The organism is Halalkalibacter flavus (assembly GCF_036663575.1).
GTDB classification, from domain to species: Bacteria; Bacillota; Bacilli; order Bacillales; family Bacillaceae_D; genus Halalkalibacter; species Halalkalibacter flavus.
Genome location: NZ_JAWRVK010000188.1, coordinates 1 through 281, shown reverse-complemented (window position 1 = coordinate 281; position 281 = coordinate 1). Strand labels below are relative to the sequence as shown.

The window sequence follows — 281 nt, the reverse complement described above, 5'->3', positions numbered from 1 at the left end:
CGAAGCTGCAGCCTCACGAACCCTGGCCGAGACGACCGGCCTCGCCCCGAGCTACCTCGAACAGCTCTACGCGTGCGGCGACGTCGGCCGCGCCCCGGGTCGCGTCGTGTCCATCGTCTACTGGGCGCTGCTGCGCGAAGGCGCCCAGCTTCCCGCGGACGCCCACAACGTGAGGTGGTTCGACGCGGCGCATCTGCCGGCCCTGGCCTTCGACCACAACCACATCGTCGACTACGCGCTGTGGCGTCTGCGCAACAAAGTCGGCTACAGCCGCATCGCCC

At 69.8% G+C, this 281-nt stretch carries 1 protein-coding gene; it reads left to right on the top strand.

The genetic code is table 11. From position 1 onward, the window contains the following. The coding region (locus SAY88_RS24935) for an NUDIX hydrolase (RefSeq protein ID WP_431308923.1) at positions 1-281 on the top strand (281 nt) is incomplete at both ends.